Genomic DNA, 23,231 nt, shown 5'->3' with positions numbered 1-23,231 from the left:
GCGGGTCGAGCGCGACTACCGATGCTCCCCACGACCGTCCTCCGGCCGCACCACCGCCTGAGCGCGGCCCCACGGACTTCCCCGAGCCGCGCCGGGACCCATCGCGCGGCACCCCCCTACGCTGGAAACAAGCGACCTGTGGAGGTCGAACCACCATGTCGTACACCGAGGTACCCGGCATCCGCGTGCCCATCCGGATGTGGACCGACCCGGCCACCGTCGAGGGCCAGGCCATGCAGCAGCTGCGCAACATCAGCTCGCTCCCGTGGCTGCACGGCCTCGCCGTGATGCCGGACGTCCACCTGGGCAAGGGCGCGACGGTCGGCTCCGTGATCGCCATGAAGGGCGCCGTCTGCCCGGCCGCGGTCGGCGTGGACATCGGCTGCGGCATGACCGCGGTCAGGACCTCGCTGACCGCGAAGGACCTGCCGGACGACCTGTCCCGGCTCCGCTCCAAGATCGAGCAGGCCATCCCGGTCGGCCGCGGCCTGCACACCGACCCGGTCGACCCGGGCAAGCTGCACGGCCTCGCCACCGGCGGCTGGGACCGCTTCTGGGACGGCTTCGACGGCATCGCCCCCGAGGTCCTCTGGAAGCGCGAGCGGGCTGCGCAGCAGATGGGTTCGCTCGGATCCGGAAATCATTTTATCGAGGTATGTGTCGATGCGACCGGTTCGGTCTGGCTGATGCTGCACTCCGGATCGCGCAACATCGGCAAGGAGCTCGCCGAGCACCACATGGGCGTCGCCCGCTCGCTGCCGCACAACCAGGGCCTGATCGACCGCGACCTCGCGGTGTTCATCGCGGACACCCCGCAGATGAACGCCTACCGCCAGGACCTGTTCTGGGCGCAGGACTACGCCAAGCGCAACCGCGCGATCATGATGGCGCTCTTCCAGGACGTCGTCCGGCGGGAGTTCCCGAAGGCGAAGGTGGCCTTCGACCAGATGATCAGCTGCCACCACAACTACGTGGCGGAGGAGCGGTACGACGGCGTCGACCTGCTGGTCACCCGCAAGGGGGCGATCCGGGCCGGCTCCGGCGACTACGGGATCATCCCGGGCTCGATGGGCACCGGTTCGTACATCGTCCGTGGTCTCGGCAACGACGCCGCGTTCAACTCGGCCTCGCACGGCGCCGGCCGCAAGATGAGCCGCACCGCGGCCAAGAAGCGGTTCACCACCCGCGACCTGGTCGAGCAGACCAAGGGCGTGGAGTGCCGCAAGGACTCGGGCGTCGTCGACGAGATCCCGGGTGCGTACAAGTCCATCGAGAAGGTGATGGACCAGCAGCGCGACCTGGTCGAGGTGGTCGCCCACCTCAAGCAGGTCGTCTGCGTGAAGGGTTGAGCTCAGGCCGGGGTGCGCGGGCAGCGCACCCCGGCCTTCGGGCGTTGCGGCAGAAGAAGTCCGCCGGTGATTCGCTCGCGGTGGTCGGACCCACATGGGGCAGGTCCTTGGCCGTGCGCCCCAGTGACCCGTCGGCGTCGATCAGCCCGCGCAGGTGGTCGCGTTCCGGGAAGGGGTGCTCGGGCGGTGCCACGGTGTGCGACTTGCGGCCGGCCGGAAGGCCCAGTTCGACGAGGCGCTCACGGAACTCCCGGGCGTGGGCGGTCCAGATGACCGAGACGTGCTCGTTGGCGAAGTCGGTGGCCCGGGTGCGGTGGCGGATGCTGCCGGGCCAGGGGCGGATCCCGCTGGAACGCCTCCGGGAGGGGCGAGTCGCGCGCGGACAGTTCCACGCTGATTCGTCCGCGGTTGCGGGTGCCGGCGTACAGGTGCCCGTCCGCCTGGAGGAAGCCGAACATGTAGGCGTGGTCGGGGTTTTCGAGGTCGAATCCGGTCATGGCGCCGAACTCCGTCTGCTGGTGCCCGCAGTGCGGCGGTTCGTTGGCGGATCATCCGATGGTGTGGTTGTCCTCGAGTCGAAATGTCGGATTCCGGACCCGGGCGGGGTGCTGCGGGAGGCCGGGGACACAATGGCCGCGTGGACTACCAGGGACTTCTGCGGGAATCGATGGAGACCGCCCTCGCGGCACCGGCGCGCGGGCGGGCGGCGGACTACATCCCGGCGCTGGCGCAGGCCGATCCGGAGGCCTTCGGGATGGCGATCGCGACGGTGGACGGCGGCGTCTTCGGGGTGGGCTCCTACGAGGAGCCGTTCTCGATCCAGTCGGTGTCGAAGCTGTTCACGCTGGCGCTCGCGCTGGCGGAGGGCGACGACGGGCTGTGGCGCGGGGTGGGCCGGGAGCCGTCCGGGAACCCGTTCAACTCGCTGGTGCAGCTGGAGACCGAGCAGGGGATCCCGCGCAATCCGTTCATCAACGCGGGGGCCCTGGTGGTGACGGACCGTCTGCTGGAGCTGACGGGCGATGCGGTGGGTGCCGTCCGGGAGTTCCTGCGGCGGGAGTCCGGGAACGACGCGGTGGCCACGGACGACACGGTGGCGGCCTCGGAGGCGCGGCACGGGCACCGCAACGCGGCAATGGCGCACTTCATGGCGAGCTACGGGAACCTGCGCAACCCGGTGGACAGCGTGCTGGCGCACTACTACGCGCACTGCGCGATCACGGCGAGCTGCCGGGACCTCGCGCTGGCGGGCCTGTTCCTCGCGCGGCACGGGGTGCGGGTGGACGGTTCGCGGCTGCTGACCCGCAGCGAGGCGAAGCGGATCAACGCGGTGATGCTGACCTGCGGGACGTACGACGCGGCGGGGGAGTTCGCGTACCGGGTGGGACTGCCGGGCAAGAGCGGCGTCGGCGGTGGCGTGCTGGCGGTGCTGCCGGGCCGGGGCGCGGTGTGCGTGTGGAGCCCGGGCCTGGACGCGGCGGGGAACTCGGTGCTGGGGGTGGCGGCGCTGGACGCGCTGACCACCGCGACCGGCTGGTCGGTGTTCTAGCCGGAGCGGAGGAACGCGAAGGGGTGCACCCGGCGGGAACGCCGTGGTGCACCCCTTCGTCGTGTCGGTCCGCGGGTCAGGCCGCGGGGAGCTCGTCGAGGCCCTCCTGGACGAGCTTGGCGAGGCGGTCGAGGGCCTGGTCGGCGCCGTCGGCCTCGGAGACCAGGACCACGGTCTCGCCGCCCGCGGCACCGAGGGCGAGCAGGCCGAGCATGGAGCCGGCGTTCACGGGGTTGCCGCCGTCCTTGGCGATGGTGACGGGCACGCCCGTGGAGGTGACGGCGCGGACGAAGATGGAGGCGGGACGGGCGTGGAGGCCTTCGGCCCAACCGACGGTGACGCGGCGCTCTGCCATGGGACGTGCCTTTCGGTGCTGGGTGGAGCCAGTTGTCTAGACCAGTGTCGCACGTCCGTCGCACGTCCGGAACGGTGCGGCGACCGGCAGTCCCACCTTGGCCCCGCCGGTCGGGAACCGCCGGTCGGCCGGCGCCGGGCGGCTCGCCGCGGGCCCCGCCGGATAACCTGGCGGTTGTGGACGACTCCGGGACTTCACCGAGCACCGAACCGAGCACCGAACCGAGCACCGAACCGAGCACCGAACCGAGCACCGAACCGAGCACCGAACCGAGCACCGAACCGAGCACCGACCGGGCCGACGAGACCGGCTACCCGCAGCACTGGGAGGCCGACGTCCTGCTGCGCGACGGCGGCGCGGCCCGGATCCGGCCGATCACTCCGTCCGACGCCGAGCGGCTGGTCGAGTTCTACGACCAGGTCTCCGACCGGTCGAAGTACTTCCGCTTCTTCGCCCCGTACCCGCGGCTCTCCGACAAGGACGTGCGGCGCTTCACCCACCACGACTACGTGAACCGGGTGGGCCTCGCGGCGGTGGTGCGGGACCGGTTCATCGCCACCGTCCGCTACGACCGGATCGACGGGAACGGCCGCCCCTCGACCACAGGCACGGACGCCGAGGTGGCCTTCCTGGTGCAGGACGCCCACCAGGGGCGCGGGGTCGCCTCGGCGCTGCTGGAGCACATCGCGGCGGTCGCCCAGGAACGCGGCATCCGCCGGTTCACCGCGGAGGTACTGCCGGAGAACCGCAAGATGGTGAAGGTCTTCACCGACGCCGGCTACACCCAGCACCGCAGCTTCGCCGACGGCGTGGTGCACCTGGAGTTCGACCTGGAGCCGACGGCGGCCTCGCTGGCGGTGATGCGCGGCCGGGAGCACCGGGCCGAGGCCCGCTCGGTGCAGCGGCTGCTGACGCCGCGCTCGGTGGCGGTGGTCGGGGTGTCGCGCAATCCGCAGTCGGTCGGGCGCGGCCTGCTGCGCAGCCTGGCCGGGTTCCGCGGCGAGGTGTACGCGGTGAACCGGAGCGCGCCGGTCGGGACGGTGCTGGACGGGGTGCCGGTGCACCGGTCGCTGCTGGAGATCCCGGGGCCGGTGGACCTGGCGCTGGTGGCGGTGCCGGAGGCGGCGGTGCCGGCGGTGGTGGCGGACTGCGGTGCGCACGGGGTGCAGGGCCTGGTGGTGGTGACGGCCGGGTACGCGGAGACCGGCCCGGAGGGGCGGGACCGGCAGCGGGCGCTGGTGCGGCAGGCGCGGGCGGCGGGGATGCGGGTGGTGGGCCCGAACGCGTTCGGGCTGGTGTCGACGGATCCGGAGCGGCCGCTGAACGCGTCGCTGGCGCCGGTGCTGCCGGCCCGCGGCCCGTTCGGGGTGTTCTGCCAGTCGGGGGCGATCGGGGTGGCGCTGCTGGAGGCCGCGCACCGGCGGGGTCTCGGGGTGTCGTCGTTCGCCTCGGTGGGGAACCGGGCGGACCTGTCGGGCAACGACATGCTGCAGTTCTGGGAGGAGGACGCCGCCACCGAGGTGGTGCTGATGTACATGGAGTCGTTCGGCAATCCGCGGAAGTTCACGCGGATCGCGCGGCGGCTGGCGGCGTCGAAGCCGGTGGTGGTGGTGAAGGGCGCGCGGCACACGGGGAGCCTGCCGCCGGGGCACGCGGTGCAGCCGGCGTCGAGCCGGCTGCGGGACGCGACGGTGGACGCGCTGTTCCGGCAGGCAGGGGTGGTGCGGGTGGAGACGATCACCGATCTGTTCGACACGGGGGAGCTGCTGGCGGGGCAGCCGCTGCCGGCGGGCGACCGGGTGGCGGTGGTGGGGAATTCGGATTCGCTGGGCCTGTTGACGTACGACGCGTGCCTGGGCAGCGGCCTGCGGCCGCGCTCGCCGGTGGACCTGACGACGGCGGCGACGGGGGAGAACTTCCGGATCGCGCTGGGGACGGCGCTGGGCGATCCGGGGGTGGACGCGGTGATCGCGGTGGCGATCCCGCCGATCGGGGTGCACGGCGGCGGTGCGCCGGAGCCGGACGACGAGCCGGAGGTCGCGGCGGCGCTGCTGGACGCGGGGGTGCGGGCGCGGGAGCTGGGCAAGCCGCTGCTGCTGACGCACCTGGCGCTGGGGGGTCTGGCGGAGCGGTTGCGGGCGGGGCGGATCCCGTCGTTCCCGGCGCCGGAGCGGGCGGTGCACGCCCTGGCGAACGCGGTGCACTACGCCGAGTGGCGGCGGCGCAGCGCGGAGGCGGAGCGGACGGCGCGGATCCCGGAGCTGGCGGGGGTCGACGAGGCGAGGGCGCGGGCGCTGGTGGAGGGGGCGCTGGGGACGCGGCTGGCGGTGGCGGCTCGGACGCAGCCGGGCGGTGCCCGGTTCACGTTGCCGGATGCGGACGCGGAGGCGCTGCTGGGCTGCTACGGGATCGCGGTGCGGCCGGTGCTGCCGGCGCCGGACGAGGAGTCGGCGGTGCGGGCGGCGCGGCGGTTGGGGTACCCGGTGGCGTTGAAGGCCACGGCGGACCACCTGCGGCACCGGCCGGACCTGGGGAGCGTCCGGCTGGACCTGGACGGCGAGGAGGGGCTGCGGCGGGCCCACCGGGAGTTGGACGCGCTGCTGGGCGGGGCGGCGCAGGCGCGGCTGGTGGTTCAGCAGCTGGCGCCGCGCGGGGTGGACACGGTGATCGGTGCGGCGGTGGATCCGGCGGTGGGCGCGATCCTGAGCTTCGGCCTGGCGGGGGCGCCGGCGGAGCTGCTGGGCGATCTGGCGCACCGGTTGGTGCCGGCGACGGACCGGGACGTGGCGGCGCTGATCCGGGAGGTTCGGGCGGCTCCGCTGCTGTTCGGCTGGCGGGGGGCGGATCCGGTGGACACGGGGGCGTTGGAGGAGCTGCTGTTGCGGGTGTCGCGGCTGGTGGACGACCTGCCGGAGGTGGCGTCGGTGGATCTGGAGCCGGTGGTGGTGGCGCCGCAGGGCCTGGCGGTGCTGGGGGCGGTGGTGCGGATCGCGCCGCTGCCGGTGCGGACGGATCTGGGTCCGCGGGCGATGAGCAGCCTGTAACCTTGCTTGGCTGCGCCGCTCGGCGGCGCTGACCAGCCCCCCGCAGGGCGGGCCCGGCAAGGCGGGTCCGGAAGCTCGGCGCAGTGCCGCCCGCTTCGTCGGCGGGACATGCCAGGATGGAGACATGGCCAAGACCGGTACCACCACCACGCAGGACCTGCGGTCCGCGATCGAGCGCAGCGGCTACTACCCGGCCCTGGTGTCCGAGGCCGTGGAGTCCGCGGTGGGCCCCGAGCCGATCAGCTCCTACCTGGTCCACCAGGAGACGACGTTCGACGCGAACGAGGTGCGCCGGCACGTGACGGTGCTGGTGCTGACGCCGTCGCGCTTCGTGGTGAGCCACACGGACGAGCAGAACGGCGATGCGGCGACTCCCGTCCCGTACGCGACGACCTCGACCGAGAGCGTCCGGCTGGACCGGATCAACTCGGTGGTGCTGAGCCGCATGGTGGCGAATCCGGAGACGTACACGCCGGGGACGCTGCCGCGCGAGGTGGTGCTGACGATCGGCTGGGGTGCGGTGCAGCGGCTGGACCTGGAGCCTGCGGGCTGTTCGGATCCGAACTGCGACGCGGACCACGGGTACACGGGTTCGGCGACGGCGGACGACCTGTCGCTGCGCGTGTCGGAGGCGGGCGACGGTCCGGAGACGGTGGCGCAGGCGCTGGTGTTCGCGCGGGCGCTGTCCGAGGCGACGATCGCCGACCGGGTCTGAGGCCGCCGTCACGCATGCTCGGTTACGACGCTTTCGAGATTCTGGATCCTTCGGACGCTCCGGCTCCGGCGTACGGCTGCGGTTCGCTGGCGGATCTGCTGCCGGCCGTGGCGGCGGGCCTCGGCGTGCCCGGTTTCGAGAGCGGGCTGCTGCTGGAGCCGGCGGACCGGGTGTGCGTGTTCCTGGTGGACGGCATGGGCTGGGAGCTCGTGCGCCGGCATCCGGAGTACGCGCCGTTCCTGACGTCGCTGTCGGCGGGGGCGAGTCCGATCACGGCGGGGTTCCCGTCGACGACGGCGACCTCGCTGGCCTCGGTGGGGACGGGTCTGACGCCGGGGGTGCACGGCCTGGCCGGGTACACGGTGCGGGTCCCGGGCCGGAACGAGCTGATGAACCAGCTGCGCTGGGTGCCGCCGGTGCCGCCGCGGGAGTGGCAGCCGCATCCGACGGTGTTCGAGCGGGTGGCGCAGGCGGGCGTGGCGACGGCGCAGGTGTCGTCACCGTTGTTCGCGCAGACGCCGTTGACGCAGGTGGCGCTCTCGGGCGGGACGTTCCTCGGCCGGACGACCGGCGAGGAGCGGATGGACCTGGCGGCGGGCTGGCTGGCGGAGAACGACCGTGCGCTGGTGTATACGTACGTGAGCGAGCTGGACGGGGCGGGGCACCGGTTCGGTGTGGACTCGGACGAGTGGCGGATGACGCTGAACACGGTGGACCGGCTGGTGAAGCGGCTGGCCGAGCAGTTGCCGCCGCGGTCGGCGCTGTACGTGACGGCTGACCACGGCATGATCGACATCGCGCCGGAGGACCGGGTCGACTTCGACGAGGACTGGGAGCTGTCGGCGGGCGTGGCGCTGCTGGGCGGCGAGGGCCGGGCGCGGCACGTGTACGCGGTGCCGGGTGCGGCGGCGGACGTGCACACGGTCTGGAGCGAGGTGCTGGGCGACCGGATGTGGGTGGCCACCCGGGAGCAGGCGGTGGCGGCGGGCTGGTTCGGTCCGGTGGTGGACGAGCGGGTGCTGCCGCGGATCGGTGACGTGGTGGCGGCGGCGCGCGACGACATCGCGGTGATCGCCTCGCGGAACGAGCCGGGGGAGTCCTCGATGGTCGGCCTGCACGGGTCGATGACCGCGGTGGAGCAGCTGGTGCCGCTGCTCGACGTCCGTACCTGATGCTGTCCGCACCGTTCTTCCCACGATCGAAAGGCCCTCGTCCCACCCATGGCTGAACTGGTGTTCTTCTCGGGCACGATGGACTGCGGCAAGTCGACGCTGGCGCTGCAGATGGACCACAACCACGCGGCGCGCGGCCGCCAGGGCATCATCTTCACCCGGCACGACCGGGCGGGCGCGGCGACGATCTCCAGCCGGCTGGGGCTGCGCGCGGACGCGGTGGAGGTCGCCGACGACTTCGACTTCCAGGCGCACGTGGTGCACCTGCTGTCGGCGGGCGGCAAAGCGGACTACCTGATCTGCGACGAGGCGCAGTTCTTCTCGGCGGAGCAGATCGACCAGTTGGCCCGGGTGGTGGACGAACTCGGCATTGACGTCTACACGTTCGGCATCACGACGGACTTCCGGACGAAGCTGTTCCCGGGCTCGCAGCGGCTGATCGAGCTGGCGGACCGGGTCGAGGTGCTGCAGGTGGAGGCGCTCTGCTGGTGCGGGGCGCGGGCGACGCACAACGCGCGGACGGTCGGCGGGGTGATGGTCGTCGAGGGCGCGCAGGTGGTGGTCGGGGACGTGGCGGTCTCGGAGGACCAGATCGGCTACGAGGTGCTGTGCCGGCGCCACCACCGGCGGCGGCTGACGGCGGCGACGGCCCGGGCGTCGGTGCTCTCCCCGGACGTGCTGCCGTTCGAGGGCTGACGGTCCCTCGGGGGCGCCGCGGCTTGCCACAATGGCAGGCATGACCTCTTCGGGTGTTTCCCCGCTGATCTCCGTCGACGAGCTGGCCGCCGCCCTGGCGGGGCCGCTGCCGCCCGTCCTGCTCGACGTCCGCTGGCAGTTGGGCGGCCCGCCCGGTGCGGGCGAGTACGCGGCCGGGCATCTTCCCGGTGCGCACTACCTGGACCTGGACACCGAGCTGGCCGCCGCGCCGGGGCCGGCGGGCCGGCATCCGCTGCCCGATCCGGAGGTGCTGGGTGCGGCGCTGCGCCGGGCCGGGGTGTCGGCGGGCCGTGCGGTGGTGGTGTACGACGCGGGGCCGGCGACGTCGGCGGCGCGGGCCTGGTGGCTGCTGCGCTGGGCGGGGCACGACGGGGTGCGGGTGCTGGACGGCGGTCTGGCGGCGTGGCGGGCGGCGGGCCGGCCCGAGTCGGTGGAGCGGCCGGCCGACGGGGCGGGCGACTTCGTGCCCGCGCCGGGGTCGCTGCCGACGGTGGACGCGGACGGCGCGGCGGAGCTGGCGCGCAAGGGCGTGCTGCTGGACGCCCGGGCGGGCGAGCGGTACCGGGGCGAGGTGGAGCCGATCGATCCGCGGGCGGGGCACGTCCCGGGCGCGGTGTCGGCGCCGACGACCGAGAACGTGAGGGCGGACGGCACCTTCCGTCCGCGGGCGGAGCTGGCGGCCCGCTTCGCGGCGCTCGGCGCGGACGGCTCGGTGCCGCTCGGCGTGTACTGCGGGTCGGGGGTGACGGCGGCGCACGAGCTGCTGGCACTGGAGAGCGCGGGGATCACCGGTGCGGCGCTGTACCCGGGGTCGTGGAGCGAGTGGTCGGGCGACCCGGCGCGTCCGGCGGCGACCGGGGAGCTCCCGGGCTGAGCGCACAGAAGGGGCGGCCTCCCGTACGGGTGGCCGCCCCGACCTGTTCGTGGCCCGGCTACTCCTGCTTCTTGCGCCGGCTGCCGAAGACGATCTCGTCCCAGCTGGGCACGGTGGCGCGGCGGCCGGGGCGGACGCCGTCGGCCTCGGCCTGCCGGTCGGTGGTGCCGACCAGTCGCTCGCGGTGCGGGGCGACCGCCCGCGGCATGAGGATGTCGGCGTAGGCCGAACCGGCGCCGACGCTGGCGGCGGGCGCGGCCGGCTCCTCGGCCTCCTCCGGCTCCTCGGCGGTGACCGGCTCCGGTGCGGGGCCGATCGCGAGGTCGCCGCGGTAGGCGGGCACCACGTCGAGCAGGCTGGTCAGCGAGTCGCGGTTCTCCGCGGACGCCTCCCGGGCCTCGCGGACCTCCCGGCCGGACATGATCCGGTCGGCGGAGGGCCGCTCGATCATCGCGCGGGCCGGCCGCTCCTGGGGGAGCCGGGCGATCCGCGGGATGAACGGGAAGACCGAGTCCTCGTCGCGGTCGACGTTCTCGCCGATCAGGGCGCGCGCCTCGTCGTCGTTCGGCTGGACCAGCCGGCGCGGGGGGTCGTACGTCCAGCTGGCGCGGCGGTGCTCGCCGTCCGCGCGGTAGCTGAGGATGACCTCCCAGGTGCCGTCGTCGCGGCGCCAGGAGTCCCACCGCTCGGTGTCCTTCTCGGCGGCGCGCAGGGTCAGCCGCTCGGCGACCGCCTCGCCGAGCTGCGGGCCGGTGGACTCGCCGTGCCGGCGGATCGCGGTCTTGCGGGCGCGCTCGGCCATGAAGGCGCGTTCGGCCAGCACCGGGCCCTCGAAGCGGCGGACCCTCTCGACGGAGATCCCCGCGGCCTGTGCGACCTCCTCCGCGGAGGCACCGGCTCGTATCCGCGCCTGGATGTCACGGGGCCGCAGGTGGCTCTCGACCTCGATCTCGATCTGGCCGAGGCGCGGCCGGTCGCCGCGGACGGCGGCGCGCAGCCGCTCGTCGATGGGAAGGGTGTACTCCGTGCTGTCGGCAGCCTTGAGCACCAGCCGTGTGCCGTCGTTGCTGACGGCCACGACGCGCAGTTCGGGCACGGTTACCTCCCGGGTGGTGCCTGCCGACGTCACCTGCGTCGCTGCTCCCGTACTGAGTGTGGCCTGCCCGCCTGCGACTGGCCACAACCTTGCAGAGTTACCCGGCGTGTCGGGCTCACGCCCGGGCACGCCGCTGTGGCACGGTTGCCTGTTCGCCACGTCGCCGGTCGACGTCGCGCCCGGGCCCCTCGGCCGCTGTCAGACGGGCAGTCAACAGGAACGCCGAAGGCTCAGGCCCAACGAACAGTACTCCATTCGTGGCACCCAGCGGGGCGGCTCGCCGCTCAAGTCTCCCCCGATTCACCGGAATCTCAAGAGCGGCCACACCGTAGAGCGGTTCTCGATCGCCGAACGGTGATCATCTTCACATATATCGACCGGGTCGAAGCAGAATTTCGCCCGTTGTGTCCCGTGCCGTGCAGGATCGACAGAATTGTTCGAGTCTCCGGCACGTGACCGAGGAAACTGCTTCCGATCCTCCGTCAGTCCCCGAGCACCCGGCGGAGGTAGTCGTTGGCGAACACCCGACCCGGGTCGACCTTGTCCCGCAGCTCCGTGAAGTCGCCGAAGTGCGGGTACGCACCGGCGAGGTACTCGGCGTCCCGGGTGTGCAGCTTGCCCCAGTGCGGGCGGCCCTGGTGGGCCGTCATGAGCCGCTCCACCTCGGTGAAGTAGCCGCTGTCCGCGGTGCCCCGGTAGAGGTGGACGGCGATGTAGACGCTGTCGCGGCCGCTCGCGGTGGACAGCCACAGGTCGTCGGCGGGCGCCACCCGGACCTCCACCGGGAAGCTGATCCGCCAGTCGGAGCGCTCCACCAGCGCCTTGAGCTCGCGCAGCACGGTGGTCGCGGCCTCCCGCGGCACGGCGTACTCCATCTCGATGAAGCGGACCTTGCGCGGGCTGGTGAACACCTTGTACGCGGTGTCGGTGTAGGTGCGCTCCGACCAGGCCCGGCCGGCGACCTGGGCGATGGCCGGGATCGTCGCGGGGAAGCGCCGGCCGAACCGGCAGACGCCCTCCCAGACGGTGTTGGACAGGAAGTCGTCGTCCAGCCAGGCCCGGAATCCCGGCAGCGGCGCGGCCGGGCCCGCGCTGCGGTTGTTCCGCTTGGTGGTGCACAGATCGGTGTGCGGGAACCAGTAGAACTCGAAGTGCTCGTTGCCCGAGGCCAGGTCGTCGAAGCCGGCCAGCACCTCGTCGAAGCGCATCGGCTTCTCGTGCGCGGTCAGCAGGAAGGCCGGCTCCACGGCGAAGGTCAGCGCGCTGACCACGCCGAGGGCGCCGAGGCCGAGCCGGGCGCCCTGGAAGAGCTCCGGGTCCTCGGCGGGGGAGCAGGTGCGGACGCTGCCGTCGGCGAGGACGATCTCCACCGCGCGGATCTGCGCGGCGAGCGAGCCGGAGTCCCGGCCGGTGCCGTGGGTGCCTGTGCTGGTGGCGCCGGCGACGGTCTGCACCTCGATGTCGCCCATGTTGGTCAGCGACAGCCCGGCGGCGGCGAGCAGCCGGTTGAGGCGGGAGAGCGGCAGCCCGGACTCGACGGTGACCGTGCCGGCCTCGCGGTCCAGCGAGCGGACGGCGGTCAGTGCGTCCGGGCGGACGAGCACGGCGTCGCCGGCCGAGGCGATCGCGGTGAACGAGTGGCCGGAGCCGACGGCCTTGACCCGCTGCCCCTGCTCGGCGGCCCGGCGCACCGTCTCGGCGATCTCCTCGGCGGAGCCGGGCGTGACCACGCGGGCGGGCCGGGCGGTCTGGTTGCCGGCCCAGTTGCGCCAGGTGCCGGTGGTGGTGCCGTGGGGCATGCCGAGTGCCTCCTGCTCACGAACTACCAGTGGGTAGGGTGAGCGTAGTCACTCGGGTGCCGCCGGTCCATGCCCCGAAGGTCCCCGTTCGGCCCGTGGTCACCGGGCCGCGGGGGTGCGTATCGGCTCCGGTTCGGGGGACCGCAGCCCGCCGCGCAGCCGGGGCAGCCCGGCCAGGGCGGCGACCGCGGCCAGCAGGGCGGCCGTGACGGGCACCCAGTAGGCGGTGGCGGCGCCGGCGGCGTCCACCACCCAGCCCGCCACCGAGGAGCCGATCGCGACGCCGATCGCGAGACCGGTGGTCGTCCAGGTCATCCCCTCGGTGAGCTTGGCGGCCGGGACGAGCCGCTCCACCAGCGCCATGGCGGTGATCATCGTCGGGGAGATGGACAGGCCCGCGACGAACAGCGCGGCGCCGATGCCGACCAGACCGGCCGTGCCGTGCAGCAGCGCGGCGGCCACCACCAGCGGCAGCATGCCGGCCGCCATCGCACCGACCCCGCCGAGGAACCGCCCGGCCAGCGACCCGCGCGGCTTGAACGCGCCGAAGACCACCCCGGCCAGGCAGGAGCCCAGCGCGTACACGGCGAGCACCAGGCTGGAGGCGGCGGTGTGGCCCTGCTCCTTGGCGAAGGCGACGGTGACCACCTCGACCGCGCCGAAGATCGCCCCGGTGGCGACGAAGGTCAGCACCAGCACCTGCAGCCCCGCCGAGCGGATCGCCGAGCCGCCCTCGTGGTGCGAGGCCGGGTGGACGGGCGGCTCGGTGGACCGCTGCGCGGTGAACCACACCACGCCGACCAGCAGGAAGACACCCGCCAGGGCGACGCCGGCCTCCGGGAAGAGCGAGGTGGCGAGCCCGATGGACAGGATCGGCCCGACGATGAAGCAGACCTCGTCCATCACCGCCTCGAAGGAGTACGCGGTGTGCAGCCGGTCGGGCCGGTCGCTGTACAGGTGCGCCCAGCGGGCGCGGACCATCGAGCCGGTGCTCGGCATGACGCCCATGCCGGCCGCGAAGAGGAACAGCGTCCAGTCGGGGGCGCCGAGCCGGGCGCTGGCCAGCAGACCGGTCGCGGCGGCCATGGTCACCGCGGTGGCCGGCAGGGCGACCCGCCGCTGCCCGTACCGGTCGACCAGACGGGAGACCTGCGGGCCGAGCACCGCCGCGGACACCGCGAGGACGGCGGAGACCGCACCGGCGATCCCGAACGAACCGCGGAGCTGGGCGAGCATCGTGACGATGCCGATGCCGGTCATCGAGATCGGCAGGCGCGACACGAAGCCGCTGGAGGAGAAGGCCAGACTGCCGGGAGCGGCGAAGATCTGGCGGTAGCTGGACAGCACTGGTGCTCCGCAGGAGTGGGTAAGGAACGTCGTTCGTATGGACAGCTTACGAACAGCCTGCACCTGCCCGCGAAGACATTTGCCGGCGGACGGGTGGCCCGTCACCGGCCGGACACCGCCGGGTGGCAGGATCGGAGCCATGCCCGACTCGCGCACCTCCACCGACCACGCCCCCTACGACGCGCTGCTGCTGCTCTCCTTCGGCGGCCCGGAGGGACCAGAGGACGTCGTGCCGTTCCTGGAGAACGTCACCCGCGGCCGGGGCATCCCCAAGGAGCGTCTCGTCGAGGTCGGCAAGCACTACTTCCTGTTCGGAGGGGTCAGCCCGATCAACGAACAGAACCGCGAGCTGCTGGCCGCGCTGCGCAAGGACTTCGCCGACCACGGTCTCGACCTGCCGGTCTACTGGGGCAACCGGAACTGGGCGCCCTACCTGGCCGACACCCTGAAGGAGATCGCCGCCGACGGCCACCGCCGGGTGCTCACCCTCGCCACCAGCGCCTACGCCGGCTACTCCGGCTGCCGCCAGTACCGCGAGAACCTCGCCGACGCCCTCGCCGGCCTCGCCCGCGACGGCCTGCCCACGCTGCGCGTCGACAAGCTCCGGCACTTCTACAACCACCCCGGCTTCGTCGGCCCGATGATCGACGCGACCCTCGCCGCCCTCGGCGAACTGCCCGAGGAGGTCCGCGCCGGGGCGCATCTCGTGTTCACCACGCACTCCGTACCGAACGCCATGGCCGACAGTTCCGGCGCCCCCGACGACCCGGCCCGCGGCACCCCCGGCGGCGCCTACGTCGCCCAGCACCTCGACGTCGCCCGGCTGGTCGCGGAGGCCGTCGCCGGGGCCACCGGCGCCGCCGACCGCCCCTGGGAGCTCGTCTACCAGAGCCGCAGCGGCGCCCCGCACGTCCCCTGGCTGGAGCCGGACGTCTGCGACCGGCTGGAGGAGCTCCACGCCGCAGGCGCGCCCGCGGCGGTGATCGTGCCGATCGGCTTCGTCTCCGACCACATGGAGGTCAAGTACGACCTCGACACCGAGGCCGCCGCGAAGGCCGCCGAGCTCGGCCTGCCGGTCGCCCGCGCGGCCACCGTCGGCGCGGACCCGCGGTTCGCCGCCGCCGTCCGCGAACTCGTCCTGGAGCGCGCCGCGGTCGAACGCGGCGCCGCGGTCGAACGCCGCGCCCTCGGCGCCCTCGGCCCCAGCCACGACGTCTGCGCCGCGGCCTGCTGCCCCAACCCGCGCGCCCCCCGGCCCGCGGCCGCCGAACAGTGACCAGCACCCCGAACCCGGGAGGACCCCGCGTGACCGGCACCGTGCCGACCGACCCGCCGCCGATCCACCCGCTCGCGGCCGAACTGCTCGCCGTCGCCGAGGAGGCCGCCCGCGCCGCGGGCGAGCTGCTGCACCGCGGCCGCCCGGCCGACCTCGGCGTGGCCGCCACCAAGAGCAGCCCCGTCGACGTGGTCACCGAGATGGACCTCGCCTCCGAGAAACTCGTCCAGGAGCTGATCGCCGCCCGCCGCCCCGAGGACGGCTACCTCGGAGAGGAGGGCACCGACCGGCCCGGCTCCAGCGGCGTCCGCTGGGTCGTCGACCCGCTCGACGGCACCGTCAACTACCTCTACGGGCTGCCCTCCTGGGGCGTCAGCGTGGCCGCCGAACTGGACGGCGAGGCGCTCGTCGGGGTGGTCGCGGTGCCCGCCCGCGGCGAGCTCTTCCGGGCCGTCCGCGGCGGCGGCGCCGACCTCGACGGCCGCCCGCTCGCGGTGCGCCCCGCCCCCCCGTGGGGGCAGGCCCTGGTCGCCACCGGCTTCAACTACGTGCAGGCCGAACGGGCCCACCAGGCCGAGGTGCTGCTCGCCCTGATGCCGGAGGTCCGCGACATCCGCCGGGCCGGCGCCGCCGCCGTCGACCTGTGCGACCTCGCGGCCGGCCGGGTCGACGCCTTCTACGAGCGCGGCCTCAAGCCCTGGGACATGGCGGCCGGCCTGCTGATCGCCCGCGAGGCCGGCGCCCTGGCCGGGGGCCGCCCCGGCCTGCCCGCCGACGGCGACCTCGCCGTGGCCGCCGCCCCCGGCGTCTTCGAGCCGCTCCAGGACCGCCTGGACGCCCTCGGCGCCTGGCACGGCTGACGGGGGCCGGGACACGGCGAAGGGCCCGCCACCACCCCGTGGGGGGACGGTGACGGGCCCTTCGGGCCGAGGGCGAGCCCTCGCGGCCGGGTGCGCCCGGGCAGTGAATGGGCCCTGGCACGCGGGAGGTGCCAGGGCTCGCTGATTCGAACTGCGATGTGGTGCTGCTGTGGTTCCGGTGGTGCGGAGCCCCGCGGGGGCGGGGCGGGTGTCGGTCCTGCAGCCGGATCAGGCAGCCGACCGGTGCATCTCGTGCACCGGGTCGACGCCGTGCTCGGCGGCCAGCCGACGCAGGTCCTCCAGCTCGGACTGCTCGACCTCGGCCAGGAACTCGTCCCCGGACTCGAGAGCGCGGTGGAGATCCTGCTCGGCGTTCTGTATGCGCTGCAGGATTCCGGCGGTGAAGGCGTCCATACGGCCCCCTTGCTGTGTCGGACGGGCACGGGCCCGCATGCTCCCCGGTTCGGTGGACGTGCCACGGGACGCCGAACGATCCGGACGCTGCCGGCCCCGGTGGGCGCGGAGACGGCTCGCCGGCCGCTCCCGATGACGTGATCCCCCGATCCGGTGCGGATGAGCACGCGGCGGGTGGGTGCGATCCGCGCACGGCGCGATCGCGTGTGAGCTTGTCCTCCCCAACCGCGCGCCGGGGAAACCTCCCCGCCGCCGGAAAGTTGCCCGTGTCACAGTCCAACCGGAGGGAACGCTTTCGGTCCGCCCCGGCGGCCGGCCCACGCCCGGGAAGTCCCCGCAGGTCAACCTACCGGAAGCAGCCCGCAGCGGCCCGGAATCGGCCGCTTACAGCTGCTTTACCCGCGGACCAGGCAGGATGGAGGCACCGTCGGAGCCTGGCCGCAGGGCGCGGCTCCGCGCCCGGCGCACCACGGCCCGCACGGGCGGACAGCACGGCCGGGCCGATCGGATGAAGGGACAACCACCGTGCGGGTACTCGTCGTCGAGGACGAGCAGCTGCTCGCCGAGGCCGTCGCCACCGGGCTGCGCCGCGAGGCCATGGCCGTCGACGTCGTCTACGACGGGGAGGCGGCCCTGCAGCGGATCGCCGTCAACGACTACGACGTGGTCGTCCTCGACCGCGACCTCCCGCTCGTCCACGGCGACGACGTGTGCCGCCGGGTCGTCGAGCAGGGCCTCGCGACCCGCGTCATCATGCTCACCGCCTCCGGCGACATCAGCGACCGCGTCGAGGGCCTGGAGATCGGCGCCGACGACTACCTCCCCAAGCCGTTCGCCTTCAGCGAACTCGTCGCCCGGGTACGGGCGCTGGGCCGCCGCGCCACCGTCCCGCTGCCGCCGGTGCTGGAGCGCGCCGGCATCAGCCTCGACCCCGGCCGCCGCGAGGTGCTCCGCGAGGGCAAGCCCGTCCAGCTCGCTCCCAAGGAGTTCGCCGTCCTGGAGGTGCTGATGCGCGCAGGCGGCGCCGTCGTCTCCGCCGAGCAGCTCCTGGAGAAGGCCTGGGACGAGCACACCGACCCCTTCACCAACGTCGTCCGCGTCACCGTGATGACCCTGCGCCGCAAGCTCGGCGACCCGGCCGTCATCGTCACCGTGCCCGGCTCCGGCTACCGCATCTGACCCGGCCACCGGCGGGACCGGCCGCACCGGCCGCCCGCCCGAGCCCCCGCCCCGCCGGCACCGCCGGCACGGCAACCGCCCACCGCAGCACCCGAGAGGACAGGCCATGACCACCCCGCCCCCCGCCGGCGGGGCCCCCGGCGCGCCCGCCGGCGGCCCGGGCCCGGTCACGCGGCACCAGGCCCGCACCCCGTTGGGTGCGGCCGCGGAGCAGGAGACCGCGAGCCACTACCACCCGGGCGACGGCCTGTTCGCCTGGCTGTCGCTGCGCCCCACCGTGCGGATCAGGCTGACCCTGCTCTACGGCGGGATGTTCCTGATGGCCGGCGTCGTCCTGCTGCTGCTGATGTACTACTTCGTCCGCGAGGCCATGCAGAACGCCACCCTGCCCTCGCTGCGGCTGGGCCCCGGTGTCTCCCTCACCACCCCCGACGGCGACGTCATCCGCAGCCAGACCGAACTCACCGCCTGGCTCAACCACTACCAGGACCTCCAGGCCGAGCACTCCCTCAACACCCTGCTGCGCAAGGCCCTCACCGCCCTGATCTGCCTCGCCGTGATCGCCTTCGCGGCCGGCTACGCGATGGCCGGCCGGGTGCTGCGCCCGCTCGGCCGGATCACCCGCACCGCCCGCGAGGTCGCCGGCTCCGACCTGCACCGCCGCATCCAGCTCGACGGCCCCGACGACGAGCTGAAGGAGCTCGCCGACACCTTCGACGACATGCTGGACCGGCTCGACCGGTCCTTCGACTCCCAGCGCCGCTTCGTCGCCAACGCCTCGCACGAACTCCGCACCCCGCTGGCGATCAACCGGACCCTGCTGGAGGTCCAGCTCGCCGACCCGGAGGCCTCGCCCGAGGTGCAGCAGCTCGGCAAGACGCTGCTCGCCACCAACGAGCGCAGCGAGCAGCTCGTCGAGGGCCTGCTGCTGCTCGCCCGCAGCGACAACGAGATCACCGACCGGCGCCCGGTCGAGCTCTCCGAGGTCGCCCTGCGGGCCCTGGAGCAGCTGAGGCCGGAGGCGGCGACCCGCGAGGTCGAGCTGCGCTCCGAACTCCACCCGGTGACGGTCTCCGGCAACGGCGTGCTGCTGGAGCGGATCGCGCTCAACCTGCTGCAGAACGCGGTGCGCTACAACACCCCGGACGGCTGGGTGGAGATGTCCACCAGCCCGGCCCCGGGTGGCGTCGGCGAGCTGATCGTCTCCAACACCGGCCCGGTGGTGCCCGGCTACGAGATGGAGCACATCTTCGAGCCGTTCCGCCGGGTGAAGGGCGCCGACCGCACCCGCAGCGACAAGGGCGTCGGCCTCGGCCTGTCCATCGTCCGCTCGGTGGTCCGCGCGCACGGGGGCACCATCGAGGCCGCTCCGCGGCCCGGTGGCGGCCTCACGATCCGGGTGCGCATCCCCGGGCCCTGAGCGCCTCCCGCCCCGCTGAACCCCTTCCACAGGCCCTTCAGGGCTCCTTCAGGGTTCCTTCGGGACCCTTCCGGTGCCCTCCCGGTGCCCTTCCCCCCTCCGCCGTCGTCCGGGACCTCTCCGGGCGGCGGCGGAGGCCGTTCACGCCCGCCGCCGCACCCGGCCGCGCCGCTCCGTGCGCGACCGATCACCGACCGCCCTCCGTGCCCCCTCCAGTCGTGTCAAGACGACATAAGCGCTGGCAGGGGGCGGCTTGTCTTTTGCCGCCGAAACAACTTACGGTGTCGTAACCTACGCAGCCGTAGGTGGGTCGACCCGGGACGGCCGCCGCGTCCGCCTCCGCGCTCGTGCCACCCGCCCCCGTCCCCGTTCCGCCACCGTCCGCGCCGCCGCCGTCGGCCCATCCCCGCCCGACGCGCCGGACGCCGCACACAGGAGCACCAGCCGTGACCATCGCACCCGTCCAGCGCACCGCCCCGCCCGCGTCGACCGCCTGGAGCGACGCCAAGCTGATCCTGGCCCTCGAAGAGGTCGTCGAGAACGAGCTGAACCGACACCTCAAGGTCGCCAAGGAGTGGATGCCCCACGAGTACGTGCCGTGGGGCCAGGGGCGGGACTTCGACGGCGTGCTCGGCGGCGAGGCGTGGGCGCCCGAGCAGTCCAAGGTGACGCCGCTGGCGCGGATCTCGCTGGTGGTCAACCTGCTCACCGAGGACAACCTCCCCAGCTACCACCACGAGATCGCGACCATGTTCGGCCGCGAGGGCGCCTGGGGCACCTGGGTGCACCGGTGGACGGCCGAGGAGGGCCGGCACGGCATAGCCATCCGCGACTACCTGCTGGCCACGCGCGCCGTGGACCCGGTCGAGCTGGAGCGGGCCCGCATGGCGCACATGTCGGAGGGCTTCGAGTCCGACAACGCGCACAGCATGCTGCACTCGGTCGCCTACGTGGCCTTCCAGGAGCTCGCGACCCGCATCGCCCACCGGAACACCGGCCACCACTCCGGCGACCCGCTGTGCGACCAGCTGCTGGCGAAGATCGCCAACGACGAGAACCTGCACATGGTCTTCTACCGCAACCTGCTGAAGGCCGCGCTGGAGATCGCCCCGGACGAGGCGATGAACGCCATCACCGAGGTCGTCACCAACTTCCGGATGCCCGGCCACGGCATGCCCGGCTTCGAGCGCTCCGCCGCCCAGATCGCCATCGGCGGCGTCTACAACCTGCGCATCCACCACGACGACGTGCTGCAGCCCGTGCTGCGCAACCTGAAGGTCATGGAGATCACCGGGCTCGGCGGCTCCGGCCAGCAGGCCCAGGAGCAGCTCGGCGCCTTCCTGGACGGCCTGGACGCCCAGGCCACCAAGTTCGACGAGCGCCAGGCCGCACTGCTCGCCCGCCGCGCCGCCGCGGCCGCCGCGAGGGCCTGACCCGGGCGCTGTCGCGAGGGCGTCCGCGGGGCTGTCCGGCGCACCGGGAATGTCCGGGATCCTCCGGAAAGGTGTGAGATGTGACCAAGTTCACATCGGGCCATTCGATGCATCCCCGCGGCGCCGCCCGGCACTCGCCCTGCGGCCGGGCGCCGTGGCGCAGGGTGACCGTCGCGGAGCCTCCTGCAAATGTCGATCTGTCGCCAAATGCGCTGTGGCCAGGGTCAATTGGTGAAGGAACGGCAGGGCGGCCGCTACCCAAGGTAGTCGCCCGGAGCCGTTCCCGACCCGTCCGGGCCGACCACCCGGTGCAGTGTTCGAACCCCGTTCGGTCACCCCAACGGGTCCGAAACTGGGTGTCGATTGAGTAACGGGGCTTGAAGTAAGGCAAAATCTCCGCCTCGGGTCGGGCACAAGACCGACCCCCCATGCGTTACGTGCGCTGGAGATACCGCACACACCCAAAGGGGGAGAGCGAAACATGGCTACGGACTACGACACCCCACGCAAGACCGATGACGACCTCAACGAGGACAGCATCGAGGAACTGAAGGCGCGGCGGAACGAGAAGACGACCGGTTCGGTCGACATCGACGAGTTCGACGCGGCGGAGGGTCTGGAGCTCCCCGGCGCCGACCTCTCGAACGAGGAGCTGTCGGTCCGGGTGCTGCCGCGCCAGGCCGACGAGTTCACCTGCATGAGCTGCTTCCTGGTGCACCACCGCAGCCAGCTCTACAGCGAGAAGAACGGTCAGCCGATCTGCCGGGACTGCGGCGCCTGAGCACGGTGCGGATTGGCCCGGGCCCGACGCCTCACCGTCGGCCCGGAAGGCCACCCCGCCGGCCCTGGGCAGCGAGGCCGGAGGCAGCAGACGCGGGCCCCGCAGGGGGTTCGCACCCGCAGGCCGGGCGCCTGCGACCACAGGAGCAATGGGACGGTCCGCCACCCGCGGAGCCGTCCCTCCTCCGTTTCCGGGCCCTCGGCGGTGCGTCCGCCCGGGCCCGGCGGCCGTTCCGGCGCGGCTCAGCGCTGGGCGGCCCGGCGGGCGCCCTGCAGTGCGTCGGCGAGCTTCTGCGGCGAGCGGGTGGACAGGTACAGGTACGGCGTCGGGTCGGACGGGTCGGTGACCTCCACCCGCAGCGCAGTCGGCACGTAGCTGCGCAGCAGCATGAAGGCCCGCGGGTCCGCCTTCACCCCGCGCCAGGCGACCGCCTCCGCCGGGGTGAGTACCTCGGCGGCGCCGAGCGCGTCCACCGGGATGCGGGCCTGCCCCGCCACCAGCGAGCCCTGGACCACCCGGATCCGGGCCGAGCCGTAGGAGCTGAGCGCGGCCGCCGCGGCGGCGATGCCGACCACCAGGCCGATCAGCGCCCCGAGGGCGCTGAAGCGCAGCAGGACGAGGCCGAGGGACAGGCCCGTCACGAGCGGGAGCAGCCACCAGGACCGCGGGACGGTGAGGCGTTCGTCGTACATGCCCCCTATTGTGGGCGCCCGCACGGCCCCTTCCGCGCACGCCCCTCCCGTCCTTTGCTACTGGCGGGTAGCATCGCGAGCGTGACCGGTTCCACCGCCCCCGCCGCCGCGCCGCAGAGCGCCGGTGCGCCGCTGCCCCGCCCCGCCGCCCCGACGCCGACCACACCGCCCGACGACGCCGTGCTGCCGCCCCGCGCGCCCGGTGCCCCGGCCCCCGGCACGCCGATCGGGCCCCACTACGACCTCTGCTTCGGCTGCGGGCCGCAGCGGGCCGACGGACTGCAGCTGACCGCGGTGGCCGGCGAGGGCCTCACCGTGGACGCCAGGTTCACCGTCCGCCCGGTTCACCAGGGCGGCCCCGGACTCGCCCACGGCGGCCTGCTCACCACCGCGATGGACGAGACGCTCGGCACCCTCAACTGGCTGCTGCACGCCCCCGCGGTGACCGGCCGGCTGGAGACCGACTTCGTCCGCCCGGTGCCGGTCGACACCGAGCTGCACATCCACGCCTGGGTGACGGGCGTGCACGGCCGCAAGGTCTACAGCGCGGCCGAGGGACGCATCGGCGGCCCCGACGGGCCGGTCGCCATCCGGGCACAGGCGCTCTTCATCCAGGTGAAGCTGGAACACTTCACCACGCACGGTCGTCCCGAGGACATCAAGAAGGCCTTGGACGACCCGGACCTGTTCAAGCGCGCCAGAGCCTTCGAGGTGAACCCGTGACCAGCACTGCCCGTCCGCCGGTGGACGTCCTGATCCGGCGGATCGACGCCGATCTCCCCATGCCAGGCTACGAGCACCCCGGCGACGCCGGTGCCGACCTGCGCACCACCGTCGACGCCGAACTCGCCCCCGGGGAGCGGGCCGTCCTCCCCACCGGTGTCGCCATCGCGCTGCCGGACGGTTACGCGGCGTTCGTGCACCCGCGTTCGGGCCTCGCAGCTCGTTGCGGAGTTGCCCTTGTGAACGCCCCGGGGACGGTCGATGCCGGGTACCGTGGTGAGATCAAGGTGATCGTCGTCAACCTGGACCCGCACGAGGCCGTCAGCTTCCGTCGAGGGGACCGCATCGCCCAGCTGGTCATCCAGCAGGTGGAGCGGGCGCGTTTCCACGAGGTGGCCGAGCTGCCCGGGTCGGCGCGAGCCGAAGGCGGGTTCGG

The 23,231-nt window shown here is 73.5% G+C and carries 22 protein-coding genes (1 of these 22 running past the window's edge); 15 read left to right on the top strand and 7 right to left on the bottom strand.

Annotated elements, in window-relative coordinates; all coding sequences use genetic code 11:
* Positions 1-155 precede the first annotated feature (155 nt).
* Positions 156-1,349 (top strand): RtcB family protein, encoded by a 1,194-nt coding sequence (locus tag KSNIM_RS12935; protein ID WP_263103381.1) that lies wholly within the window; start codon positions 156-158, stop codon positions 1,347-1,349.
* A 239-nt stretch (positions 1,350-1,588) separates the two neighbouring features.
* On the opposite strand, the gene KSNIM_RS12930 is transcribed toward KSNIM_RS12935, so the two are convergent.
* A complete protein-coding gene (locus KSNIM_RS12930) occupies positions 1,589-1,846 on the bottom strand; it encodes a hypothetical protein (protein WP_263103380.1) in 258 nt (85 codons plus the stop codon).
* Positions 1,847-1,986: 140 nt separating this feature from the next.
* Between KSNIM_RS12930 and KSNIM_RS12925 the strand changes: the two genes are divergently transcribed.
* Positions 1,987-2,898 carry a glutaminase gene (locus tag KSNIM_RS12925; RefSeq protein ID WP_263103379.1) on the top strand — a complete coding sequence of 304 codons (912 nt, stop codon included), beginning with the start codon at positions 1,987-1,989 and terminating at the stop codon, positions 2,896-2,898.
* Positions 2,899-2,974: 76 nt separating this feature from the next.
* On the opposite strand, the gene KSNIM_RS12920 is transcribed toward KSNIM_RS12925, so the two are convergent.
* Positions 2,975-3,253, bottom strand: coding sequence for an HPr family phosphocarrier protein (locus KSNIM_RS12920; RefSeq protein WP_263103378.1), 279 nt, complete (start codon positions 3,251-3,253; stop codon positions 2,975-2,977).
* A 338-nt stretch (positions 3,254-3,591) separates the two neighbouring features.
* On the opposite strand from KSNIM_RS12920, the gene KSNIM_RS12915 reads away from it, so the two are divergent.
* The 5 genes from KSNIM_RS12915 to KSNIM_RS12895 all read left to right on the top strand — a co-directional run bounded on the left by KSNIM_RS12915 (position 3,592) and on the right by KSNIM_RS12895 (position 9,775).
* The gene (locus tag KSNIM_RS12915) at positions 3,592-6,297 is read left to right on the top strand and encodes a bifunctional GNAT family N-acetyltransferase/acetate--CoA ligase family protein (protein WP_263107934.1); all 2,706 of its coding nucleotides are present in this window, start codon (positions 3,592-3,594) and stop codon (positions 6,295-6,297) included.
* Between the two features lie 124 nt (positions 6,298-6,421).
* Positions 6,422-7,012: a DUF5998 family protein gene (locus tag KSNIM_RS12910; RefSeq protein ID WP_263103377.1), complete on the top strand. Its 591-nt coding sequence runs from the start codon at positions 6,422-6,424 to the stop codon at positions 7,010-7,012.
* Between the two features lie 14 nt (positions 7,013-7,026).
* The gene (locus KSNIM_RS12905) at positions 7,027-8,184 is read left to right on the top strand and encodes an alkaline phosphatase family protein (RefSeq protein WP_263103376.1); all 1,158 of its coding nucleotides are present in this window, start codon (positions 7,027-7,029) and stop codon (positions 8,182-8,184) included.
* A 48-nt stretch (positions 8,185-8,232) separates the two neighbouring features.
* On the top strand, positions 8,233-8,880 hold the full coding sequence (locus tag KSNIM_RS12900; protein WP_030277373.1) for a thymidine kinase: 648 nt from the start codon (positions 8,233-8,235) through the stop codon (positions 8,878-8,880).
* 40 nt (positions 8,881-8,920) lie between these two features.
* Entirely contained in the window at positions 8,921-9,775 is an 855-nt protein-coding gene (locus KSNIM_RS12895; protein ID WP_263103375.1) for a sulfurtransferase, read from the top strand.
* A 58-nt stretch (positions 9,776-9,833) separates the two neighbouring features.
* On the opposite strand, the gene sepH is transcribed toward KSNIM_RS12895, so the two are convergent.
* The 3 genes from sepH to KSNIM_RS12880 form a co-directional block, all read right to left on the bottom strand.
* On the bottom strand, positions 9,834-10,904 hold the full coding sequence (sepH, locus tag KSNIM_RS12890; RefSeq protein ID WP_263103374.1) for a septation protein SepH: 1,071 nt from the start codon (positions 10,902-10,904) through the stop codon (positions 9,834-9,836).
* Between the two features lie 449 nt (positions 10,905-11,353).
* On the bottom strand, positions 11,354-12,670 hold the full coding sequence (locus tag KSNIM_RS12885) for a D-arabinono-1,4-lactone oxidase (protein ID WP_263103373.1): 1,317 nt from the start codon (positions 12,668-12,670) through the stop codon (positions 11,354-11,356).
* Positions 12,671-12,769: 99 nt separating this feature from the next.
* Positions 12,770-14,017, bottom strand: coding sequence for an MFS transporter (locus KSNIM_RS12880; RefSeq protein ID WP_263103372.1), 1,248 nt, complete (start codon positions 14,015-14,017; stop codon positions 12,770-12,772).
* A gap of 139 nt (positions 14,018-14,156) precedes the next feature.
* Here KSNIM_RS12880 and KSNIM_RS12875 point away from each other — a divergent pair, with 139 nt between their 5' ends.
* Both KSNIM_RS12875 and KSNIM_RS12870 read left to right on the top strand, forming a co-directional pair.
* Positions 14,157-15,293 (top strand): ferrochelatase, encoded by a 1,137-nt coding sequence (locus KSNIM_RS12875; protein WP_263103371.1) that lies wholly within the window; start codon positions 14,157-14,159, stop codon positions 15,291-15,293.
* A 29-nt stretch (positions 15,294-15,322) separates the two neighbouring features.
* Positions 15,323-16,153, top strand: a complete 831-nt coding sequence (locus tag KSNIM_RS12870) for an inositol monophosphatase family protein (protein ID WP_263103370.1) — start codon at positions 15,323-15,325, stop codon at positions 16,151-16,153.
* Between the two features lie 228 nt (positions 16,154-16,381).
* On the opposite strand, the gene KSNIM_RS12865 is transcribed toward KSNIM_RS12870, so the two are convergent.
* A complete protein-coding gene (locus tag KSNIM_RS12865) occupies positions 16,382-16,567 on the bottom strand; it encodes a hypothetical protein (RefSeq protein WP_263103369.1) in 186 nt (61 codons plus the stop codon).
* A 525-nt stretch (positions 16,568-17,092) separates the two neighbouring features.
* Here KSNIM_RS12865 and KSNIM_RS12860 point away from each other — a divergent pair.
* The 4 genes from KSNIM_RS12860 (at position 17,093) to KSNIM_RS12845 (ending at position 21,380) form a co-directional block, all read left to right on the top strand.
* On the top strand, positions 17,093-17,746 hold the full coding sequence (locus tag KSNIM_RS12860; RefSeq protein WP_263103368.1) for a response regulator transcription factor: 654 nt from the start codon (positions 17,093-17,095) through the stop codon (positions 17,744-17,746).
* Between the two features lie 106 nt (positions 17,747-17,852).
* Positions 17,853-19,166: a sensor histidine kinase gene (locus tag KSNIM_RS12855; RefSeq protein WP_263103367.1), complete on the top strand. Its 1,314-nt coding sequence runs from the start codon at positions 17,853-17,855 to the stop codon at positions 19,164-19,166.
* A gap of 446 nt (positions 19,167-19,612) precedes the next feature.
* On the top strand, positions 19,613-20,599 hold the full coding sequence (locus KSNIM_RS12850; RefSeq protein ID WP_263103366.1) for an acyl-ACP desaturase: 987 nt from the start codon (positions 19,613-19,615) through the stop codon (positions 20,597-20,599).
* 481 nt (positions 20,600-21,080) lie between these two features.
* A complete protein-coding gene (locus KSNIM_RS12845; RefSeq protein ID WP_030277357.1) occupies positions 21,081-21,380 on the top strand; it encodes a DUF4193 domain-containing protein in 300 nt (99 codons plus the stop codon).
* 242 nt (positions 21,381-21,622) lie between these two features.
* Here KSNIM_RS12845 and KSNIM_RS12840 read toward each other — a convergent pair whose 3' ends face one another.
* A complete protein-coding gene (locus KSNIM_RS12840) occupies positions 21,623-22,072 on the bottom strand; it encodes a DUF3093 domain-containing protein (RefSeq protein ID WP_263103365.1) in 450 nt (149 codons plus the stop codon).
* A gap of 132 nt (positions 22,073-22,204) precedes the next feature.
* Between KSNIM_RS12840 and KSNIM_RS12835 the strand changes: the two genes are divergently transcribed.
* Positions 22,205-22,795 (top strand): PaaI family thioesterase, encoded by a 591-nt coding sequence (locus tag KSNIM_RS12835; protein WP_263107933.1) that lies wholly within the window; start codon positions 22,205-22,207, stop codon positions 22,793-22,795.
* Positions 22,792-23,231 carry the 5' portion of a dUTP diphosphatase gene (gene dut, locus KSNIM_RS12830; RefSeq protein ID WP_263103364.1) on the top strand. Its footprint extends 28 nt past the window's final position, so only the first 440 of its 468 coding nucleotides appear in the window; the start codon lies at positions 22,792-22,794; the stop codon falls past the right edge of the window. The genes KSNIM_RS12835 and dut overlap by 4 nt, the downstream gene beginning before the upstream one ends.

It is taken from the genome of Kitasatospora sp. DSM 101779, from assembly GCF_025655475.1.
Classification (GTDB): domain Bacteria; phylum Actinomycetota; class Actinomycetes; order Streptomycetales; family Streptomycetaceae; genus Kitasatospora.
The sequence above is the reverse complement of the archived record's forward strand: the minus strand, read 5'-3'. Positions and strand labels throughout refer to the sequence as shown.